This is a genomic window from Pseudoflavonifractor sp. An176 (genome assembly GCF_002160435.1).
Lineage (GTDB): Bacteria > Bacillota > Clostridia > Oscillospirales > Oscillospiraceae > Enterenecus > Enterenecus faecium.
On sequence record NZ_NFKO01000009.1, the window covers coordinates 62122 to 71429 of the forward strand.

A 9308-nucleotide genomic window follows, 5' to 3' on the forward strand; every position below is an offset into this window, starting at 1 on the left:
CTAGAGGGTATATATACCAGGGAAACACCCTGGATTTGCCACAGACGTTATGATAAAATGAAAAACACAACCGTGGAGGTACATACACATGGATGAGAAGATGCAGAACGATCAAATCCAACTTTTTGAGGATCAGCGCATTCGCACCGCTTGGGATGCTCAGCAGGAGGAGTGGTACTTCTCTGTGGTGGACGTGGTGGGGGTGCTGACAGAACAGACCACACCACGGGGAGCCAGTACGTACTGGGCTGTCTTGAAGAAACGGCTCAAGGAGGAAGGGGCAGATCAACTGCTTACAAATTGTAAGCAGTTGAAAATGACCGCAGCGGACGGGAAAAAACGGATGACCGATGTGGCCAACACCGAGCAGCTCCTGCGCATCATCCAGTCCATCCCATCCCCCAAGGCGGAGCCGTTCAAGGTGTGGCTGGCCCAGGTGGGCCGGGAGCGAATTGAGGAGACCATCGACCCGGAGCAGGCCATTGACCGGGCTTTGGAGACTTACCTGAAAAAGGGGTACTCAGAGGAATGGGTGCATCAGCGCCTGTTGTCCATCCGCATTCGCAACGAGCTTACCGACGAGTGGCAGAAACGTGGCGTGGAAAAGGGACGGGAATATGCCATTCTCACCAACGAGATTTCCCGTGCCTGGTCTGGGATGACTACGAGACAGTACAAGCAGTTCAAGGGGCTGAAGAAAGAGAACTTACGGGACAACATGAGTGATTTGGAGCTGGTACTCAATATGTTGGCCGAGGCATCCACCACCAGTATCTCCCGGGCAGAGAAACCCAAGGGGCTGGAGGAAAACCGCAAAGTGGCCCAACGGGGCGGCCGCATTGCCGGAAATGCCCGCAAGGAACTGGAGCAGGAAACCGGCGGGCCGGTGGTGACCCATGAGAACGCCCACACCCTCCAGGCATTGATCACCGGTGTGGTGGAGGACGCGGCAGAATGGACAGAAGAAAAAACATAAAAATAGTGCAGGTGACAAGGAAGGATACCCTGCCAAAAGAAAGTAAACTGTGACAATATTTCACGCTTTGAACATCGGAGCAGCCTGGTTGCCTGTGCAACTGGGCTGCTTGTATTTTGTGTAAAATCAGGAGTATGGCATTCGGGGAGAAGAATGGTGTGTTTACCTTTGCTTTACCGAAAACACCTGAAACCGTGGTGGAACGTGGGGAAAATCAGATGATATACTGATGGACGGAATTCGGACGGGACACGTCAACAAGGAGAGAATATATCAATATGTCAGGGAAACAACAGACCATACAGGCCAGAGAAACTCCACAGTGCGGCAGAGATGAGCAGGCACACAATCGGGCTCATCTGCTGCCTCGTATTTTTTTAGGGGTGATGGTGCTGGCGCTGCTGGTGGCAGCGGGGGTGTGGCTCAACCGCCCGGTGAGCGGCCAGCCCACAGCGTCCAGCCAGCTGGTGTTTGTACCGGCCAAGGTGACGGCGGTGCTGGAGGACGATGCTGCCCCCGACTGGAAGCAGGGTGAGGGTCGCCGTGTGGGTACCCAGGAGCTGGAGATTCAGCTGCTCTCGGGGAGCCATAAGGGGGAAGTGCTGCCATTGACCAACTACCTCAGTGCACTGTTCAACGTGGATGTGCAGGAGGGGGATCGGGTTATTGTACGTCTCATCACCCAGGAAGACGGCTCCTACTATGCCACCATGTTCAACTATGACCGAGGCTTTGTGATGGGGGGCGCACTGTTGATTTTCTGCGCCGTATTGGTGTTTCTGGGGGGCAAAAAGGGCCTGAGAGCCTTGCTGGGGCTGGTATTTACCCTGCTGTGTCTGTGGTGTTTGCTTTTGCCCGGTCTCGTTCGTGGTCTACCCGCCATACCTCTCACCATTGGCATCGTGGCGGTGACTGCAGTGGCCTCTCTGGTGTTGTTGGATGGGCTGACCCGGAAATGCCTGTGTGCCAGTCTGGGCTGTGTGTGCGGGGTGTCTGTGGCGGGGTTGTTTGCTTGGGTGGCGGGGATGATCACGCCGCTGAATGGGTTTAACATGACTGAGGCCGAGAACTTGATGCTCTACGGCAACGAGTATGGACTGACCATCCAGGGGCTGCTGGTATGCGGAGTGCTGGTGGCGGCTCTGGGGGCTGTGATGGATGTGGCTATGTCCATTGCCTCGTCGGTGTGGGAGCTGAGGGAGCAAAACCCCACCCTTTCGGCTCATGCACTTTTCCGTTCCGGAATGAATATTGGACGAGATGCCATGGGAACCATGGCAAACACCCTGATTTTGGCCTTTGCTGGCTCCTCCTTCAACATGTTATTGCTCATCCAGGTCTATGACATCCCGTTTCTCCAGCTGGTGAACACGGATTTTCTCTGTATTGAGGTGTTGCAGAGTGTGGCAGGCTCCCTGGGTATCCTGTTGACAGTTCCTCTGGTGGCAGGCATCAGTGCCTATCTGATGTCTCGCCCCTCCAGAGTTCTTGATAGATGAAACCATTTGAGAGAAAGGAACGGATACTTATGTATCACAGATTCAAAAGCTGGAGCAAGCGTGGGTTGGCTCTGCTGATGGTACTGGTTCTGTGCTTGGGCATGCTTCCTGTCATGACCTATGCCCAGGAGAACACCTACACCCAGGTCACATCGGCGGCACAACTCCAGGCAGGCGGCAGCTTCGTGCTGGTGGCCAACACCGACCGTGGCGCCCAAGCTCTGGACACCACCATTGGCAGCAAAATTGACGGGGTACCTGTGACGGTGAACGGGACCAACCTCAGCGGCACCGACGTGCCGGTGTGGACGGCAGCGGCTTCGGGAACCGGAATCAGTCTGTCCAATGGCACCAACTATCTGGGCTATGGCAGCTCAGGTACCAACTTTACCAAGCCTCAGGAAGCCTACACCTGGAATGTGACCGATAACGGGGACGGCACCTTCCGTTTTGTGGCCTCTGGAAGCAGCACCCGGGCCATTGCATGGCAAACCTCCGGGGCACGTTTTGGTGCATACTCCACCACCAATTCCAGCGGCTATGTGTTTGATCTGCTGGTGTTCCAGGTGGACAGCGGAGACACAGGGATTACAGTGGCCGCACCCCAGGCACAGCCCCAGGGCGGAGAGGTGGCCTCCGGCACCGCCATCACTCTGACCTGCGCCACCCAAGAAGCTGCCATCTACTACACCACCGACGGCAGTAACCCCAGCGACATCAGCACCCTTTATACCGACGAGACTAAGCCGGTGATCACCGGTGAGGCAGGGGCTCAGGTGACCTTAAAGGCGGTGGCCGTGCTGGATGGCACCCAGAGCGCCATCCAGACCATCCGCTACACCATTCAGGCGCCGGCCACTGCCCAGCGGGTGGAGACAATCGCAGAGGGCGACGTGGTGACCATCTACTATCCTGAAGCCAACAAAGTCATGAGCAGCCAGGGCTATACCTACACCAGTAGTTCCGGCAGCACCAAGGACGAGCTGGTGGCTGTGGATGCCCAAGTCAGCGATGATACCCTGACCCTTCCCGAGGGTGCGGCCCAGTTCAAGGTCTATGAGCAGGACGGCCACTATGTTCTCAAAAGTGACAAGGGCTTCCTCTATCTGGACGGTACCAACGTCCGACTGGTGGAGGAGCTGGGAGAGTATACGCAGTTTGATCTGGAAGAGGCAGGGGGTGGATTCTATATCAAGGGAGCCAATGCCGTAGCCTACGGAAAGCCTCAGTATCTGGAATACTATGGTGGCTACTTTACCTGCTATGGCATGAACACCAGTAAGCCTGAAATTTATACGTTTCAGTTTTTCCGCAGTGGCAGCTTTGATGTGAACGACGAGCCTCTGGTGCCTGATGGCGGGCAGGAGGGAGAGACTCCCATTTCCGCTGGTGACCAGGTGGTGATCTACGCGCCGGATACCATGCTGGCCCTGTCCGCCAACGTGAAGAGCACCTACTACCCAGTGGGTGTGACGGTGAAGCTGGAAGAGGGAACCCTCACCGGCTATGAGGCCACCGAGGTGTGGACAGTGGGGGGAGATGCTGCAACCGGCTTTACCTTTACCAATGGAGGTAAGACTCTGAGTATGGCGGGAAGCTATTCCAGCGTGTACCCCGGTGCAGGGGAGAACGAGACATGGACGCTGGAAGCCAGTGATACCACAGGAGTATACTATGTGAAAAACCAGGGCCGTGGCAATTACCTGCTCTGGGATGACAAGTACGACGATTGGACCACCAGCGAAAGCGACAAAACCGGCGTTGTGTTCCAGGTGGTGGACGGTGTTCCTGAACCTGAGCCGGAACCCACCCAGCTGGAGGTGCGGGCTACCCCGGCCAGCGGAGCCTCTCTGACCGAGGCTGCTACCATTGAACTGATGAGCGTGGAGGGGGCCACCATTTACTATACCACCGATGGCTCCAATCCCACCACCGACAGCAAAGCCTACACCCAGGCCCTCACAGTGGGCGAGGACGTGGCGGTTCCCACAGCGGACCAGCCTCTGACCCTCAAGGCCATCGCCTATCTGCCCGCCGATGAAGAGGCTGGCACCCAAGCTCAGACCAGCCCAGTGGCTGAGTTTACTTATCAGGCTCCCGTGTCTCTGAATGACTACAACCTCTACTTTGGTCAGCTCCACTCCCACACCAACATCTCCGACGGTGCAGGCAGCGTGGAGGAGGCCTTTGACCATGCCTCTCAGGTGGAGAATCTGGACTTTCTGGCCGTCACTGACCACTCCAACTCCTTCGACAACGAGAGTGCCGATGGGGTGGGCCTGGAAAATGACTGCTCCACCATCAGCAGCGAGTGGGCCCAGGGCCACGAGTCGGCTGCAAATGCCACTACCGAGGATTTTGTGGGTCTGTATGGGTTTGAGATGACCTGGTCCGACGGCTTTGGTCACATGAACACCTTCAACACCCCTGGCTTCGAGAGTCGCAGCAACAGCGAGTTTGGGAACAAGTCCGGCAGCACGGAGGGGTACCAGAACTACTATAACATGCTGTTGCAGGTCAGTTCCTCTCTGTCCCAGTTCAACCATCCCGGCACCACCTTTGGTGATTTCCAGGACTTTGCCTTCTACTCCGCTGCGCTGGATCAGCGCATCACCCTCATTGAGGTGGGCAACGGCGAAGGAGCCATTGGCTCCAGCGGCTACTTCCCCAGCTATGAGTACTACACTCGTGCCCTGGACAAGGGCTGGCACGTAGCTCCCACCAACAACCAGGACAACCACAAGGGCAACTGGGGCGACTCCAACACTGCCCGCAGCGTGGTTCTGGCCTCTGACTTGACCGAGCAGGGCATATATGATGCCATTGCCAATTACCGGGTGTACGCCACCGAGGACAACGACCTGTCCATCCTGTACTCCCTCAACGGCAACGCCATGGGCTCCATCCTGCCCCAGCAGGAGCAGGGGGTTACCATCCAGGCCCAGATCAGCGACCCCACCGACTCCGGCGATGCCAAGGTGGAGGTAATCGTCAACGGTGGTCTGGTTGCAGCCAGCAAGACCCTGTCCGGCTGCAACGGTACTGTGACCTTTGCCTTTGACAGCAACGACTACTCCTACTACTATCTACGCATCACCCAGGCCGACCAGAACATCGCCGTCACCGCCCCCGTGTGGACTGGCGAAGGGGTCAACGCCGGCATCTCCAGCACCGTGTGCGATCAGGAACTGGTGGTGCGTGGCGAGGAGGTCAATCTGTCTAGCGAGATCTATAACAATGCCGGCAGTGATATGACCATCCAGTCCATGACCTATTCCGTGGACGGTGAAGTGGTCTACACCGTGAACACCAACGAGATCGGTACCAATGGTGTGCTGGCTTCTGGCGCTACGGCCCAGGTGTCCTTCCCCTTCACCTTTGACATGGCGGGTAAGACCACTGTGGATGTGTCCCTGGTCTCCACCATCGGCGGAACCGAGTACACCTTTACCGGGGTGCTCCAACTTAACGTCACCGATCCCTCTCTGGTCACCCGTATCCTGGTGGACGGCACCCACTACAACGACTATGTCACCGGCTACTATTCCGGGAACATGGGGAACTTCACCGCCCTGGCCGCCGAGATGAACGCCCAGGTGACCATCAAACAGCCCGGGGAGACTATCACCGCGGAGGACTTGGAGAATGTCTCTCTGTTGGTGGTATCTGCCCCCCTGAAGAAAGAGCAAAATGGCGTGACACCCACAGAGGAGACCAACTTCTCGGAGGAGTACATCCAGATGGTGGCAGACTATGCCAAGAATGGCGGTACCGTGATCCTCTGCGGTCTGGCCGACTATCAGGACAGCTACAACGGTGCCCCCTTCTGCTCCACCGAGCAGATCAACCCCATCTTGGTGGCCATGGGCGCTACCTTGCGACTCAATGACGATGAGGTGCTGGACGACGACACCAACTACAACGGCGGGACTACGCAGACCTACCGGGTGTACATGGACAACTTCAACACCCAGGACTTCCCCCAGCTCTTTGAGGGACTGCAAGAGGGTCAGGTGTACAGCGCATACTCCGGCTGTTCCGTGGATCTGGGCGAAAACGGTGAGGCTCTGGTGATGGGGTCTGCCAACTGCTACTCCATCAACTCTAACCTCCGCCCTGAGGGCAGTGAAGGCCAGTGGGACAGCGGCAAGGACAAGGGCAGCACCACCAGCGGCTCCTACGATGCCAGCACCGCTGTGGTGAAAAAGGGCGATGTGGTCACTCTGGCCACCGAGGCCGTGGGCCAGGGCCGGGTGTATGTGGCCGGTACTGTGTTCCTGTCCAACTTTGAGATTTCCGACAGCTCCAGCGTGGACTACGGCGATGCCAGCTATGCCAACAAGATCATTGCCCAGAACATCGTCTCCTCCATTCTGGAGGAGCGGGAGATCAGCACCATTGCCGAAGCCCGTGAGGGTGAGGTGGGTGACATCTTCACTGTGGAGGGTGTGGTTACCGCCGGTAACGTGGAGCCCAATGCCTTCTTTGACACCATCTACATCCAGGATGAAACCGGAGGAATTGACCTCTATCCTGTCTCCAGTGCCGACGGCACCTTCCTGGTGGGCCAGACGGTCCGGGTTACCGGCAGCTGGGATCAGTACCAGGGTGACGTGGAACTGCGAGTCATCGACATCGAGTTGGTGGACAGCACCATCCAGCCTGTGGAACCGAAAGAACTGACCCTGGAGCAGGCCAACGACTACGACACCTACGGTGGCTGGCTGGCCAAGGTCAGCGGTACCGTGACTTCGGTGGAGCTGGTCAGCGAGCAGGTCAGTGAGGTCATGCTCAGTGACGGTACCCATGAGTTCCGCCTGCTGTTCAACAACTACATTGGCTACTCCCAGGATGGCAGCACCCCCCTGGAGACCTTTGTGAAGATGGGGGCCGAAATCTCCGCTGCGGGTGTGGTGTACTATGATCCCGATGGGGCCTGCCTGCGCATCCGGGACCGTTCCGAGGTGGAGCTGGTGGATGATCAGCAGCCCGAAGAGGATGACACCACCAAGCCCGGTGACGGTACCACCACCCAGCCGGACGACGATGTCAACAAGCCTGGTCAGAGCACCGATGATTCCGGAAACAATACCGGCAACACCACAGACACCACTGCTAAGCCCGATGGGGACAAGAATCCCCAGACCGGCGACACCAATCAGATGATGGCTTATGTGGTGGTTCTGGTTGTGGCCATGGGAGCCCTGCGCGGCGTGGTGACTCTGCGCAAGCGGGTATGGCGATAAGTAGGTATCCAGCTGATCTAAAAAGATTCGCAATATAACAGGAAAAACGAGAAACCCGCTGCAGAAGTTTCAATTCTGCGGCGGGTTCTGTGTTCATGGAAAAAGCAGCAGAGCCACATTCCGCAGATGGAATGATGTTCTGCTGCTTTTGATTATCGGAGATGCTGTTGAATCCATTTGCTCAAATCGGTTTCATTGGCGGCTCCGCTGGCAATGGAAATGAACATATCCGCCAGTTCTCCTTCTCGTAGTTGGAGGGCATATCCATTCCATTTGAGAAGCAGCTGTACCACCATAGCCCCGATGCGTTTGTTTCCGTCCAGAAAGGCGTGGTTGGAGGCTAGTCCAAAGCCGATACGGGCAATTTTATCGATGTCACCGGGGAATAGGTCTGTACCGCCAAAGGATTGCAGGGGAGCGGAGACGGCGGATTCCAAAACGGAACGATCCCTTAAGCCGTCAATACCGCCGATCTTTTTGATCACTAAAGAATGAAGGGCGATCACATCATCTGCGGTAATCCAAATCATTCTGCCATCCTCTTATAGTCGGCGGAAAAAGCATCCAGCAGTTCACTGGCGTCATCCAGCATTTGTGCACGGCTGACCTTAGCGGGGGGAGCCAACTTCACCGCAAAGGGCATACCGCCGGAGCGTACAAAGGCGTTGGCGAAGATATTGAAGGCAGTGGATGGGGTCATGCCTAACTGGGCGCAGATTTCCGTCATTTGTGCCTTGGTCTGGCTGTCCATGCGAAAGGTCATGTTGGTGTCCATAGAGAGTCCCTCCTTGCGCTACAATTATAGTGCTTATTATGTGCATTGTCAATACAACGGCGGATGCATGAGGGCGGAGCAGAGCAAGTAATTACAAATTGTAAGCAGTTGAAAGTATTTACAGGAAAGGCATTCATGTTTATACAAAGCGGGGACATAAACTCGTTGCAGTATTTGCATCAAAACAGCAAAAACTCCTTTCACTTTTTGTTCTGGCCTTGGATCGCATAGGGTGTGCTCGGTCATTCCTCATAAAAATCACCATACGAATCCAGAAAACGCTCAACCTGCCACTCCGGCCCTGTGAACAGAAGATCCAGCAGTGCCGTCTGGAGTTCCGATTTCTTCATGCGATGCACACGGTGGAGCAAACGATCCTCCAGTTGCTCCTGTGCCTGTTCTTGTTCGTTCCAATATGCCTCCACCTCTGCGATATACTGTGCAGCTTCTTCGGGAAAAACGGTGAGGTAGAGGGCGACCATGTGTTTGCAGATGATCCGTCGTCCGGCGGCGTGGGGACAGGTGCATTGACTTTTCCGAGGGTGGGACAAGTCGATGGTCACGTCATATTGTGCGCCGTTGCTGCCGGACACAGTGCCGTGGTAGGAGGTGTCGCCGCACGGCTCCACACGCAAGACCTTTTTGTTCTGGAAATATTCGTAGCCACGGTAGGCAGACTGCCCACTGGCAAGGGATAAAATACTCATATGTATGACCATTCCTTTCCGCTGCGCTCCAAGGCACCAAAGGGAATGAAACACGGTATCTCTGACGCAGCAAGTAAAAATTTGTTAAACTGTACTTGAGGGAGC

General features: G+C 56.1%; 6 protein-coding genes. 3 read left to right on the top strand and 3 right to left on the bottom strand.

Annotation, left to right across the window (positions count from 1 at the left end):
• Nucleotides 1-88 precede the first annotated feature (88 nt).
• The 3 genes from B5F12_RS06345 (at nt 89) to B5F12_RS06355 (ending at nt 7721) form a co-directional block, all read left to right on the top strand.
• Nucleotides 89-976, top strand: a complete 888-nt coding sequence (locus B5F12_RS06345) for a BRO family protein (RefSeq protein ID WP_087231992.1) — start codon at nt 89-91, stop codon at nt 974-976.
• A 278-nt stretch (nt 977-1254) separates the two neighbouring features.
• Nucleotides 1255-2475: a YibE/F family protein gene (locus B5F12_RS06350; protein ID WP_087231995.1), complete on the top strand. Its 1221-nt coding sequence runs from the start codon at nt 1255-1257 to the stop codon at nt 2473-2475.
• 29 nt (nt 2476-2504) lie between these two features.
• On the top strand, nt 2505-7721 hold the full coding sequence (locus B5F12_RS06355; protein ID WP_158096765.1) for a CehA/McbA family metallohydrolase: 5217 nt from the start codon (nt 2505-2507) through the stop codon (nt 7719-7721).
• Between the two features lie 152 nt (nt 7722-7873).
• Here the strand turns inward: B5F12_RS06355 and B5F12_RS06360 are convergent, their stop codons facing one another.
• The 3 genes from B5F12_RS06360 to B5F12_RS06370 form a co-directional block, all read right to left on the bottom strand.
• Nucleotides 7874-8251 carry a type II toxin-antitoxin system death-on-curing family toxin gene (locus tag B5F12_RS06360; RefSeq protein WP_087232001.1) on the bottom strand — a complete coding sequence of 126 codons (378 nt, stop codon included), beginning with the start codon at nt 8249-8251 and terminating at the stop codon, nt 7874-7876.
• Complete coding sequence (locus B5F12_RS06365) at nt 8248-8496, bottom strand: type II toxin-antitoxin system RelB/DinJ family antitoxin (protein ID WP_087232004.1); 249 nt, start codon at nt 8494-8496, stop codon at nt 8248-8250. The genes B5F12_RS06360 and B5F12_RS06365 overlap by 4 nt, the downstream gene beginning before the upstream one ends.
• A 242-nt stretch (nt 8497-8738) precedes the next feature.
• The gene (locus B5F12_RS06370; protein WP_158096766.1) at nt 8739-9203 is read right to left on the bottom strand and encodes an SWIM zinc finger family protein; all 465 of its coding nucleotides are present in this window, start codon (nt 9201-9203) and stop codon (nt 8739-8741) included.
• Nucleotides 9204-9308: the final 105 nt, after the last annotated feature.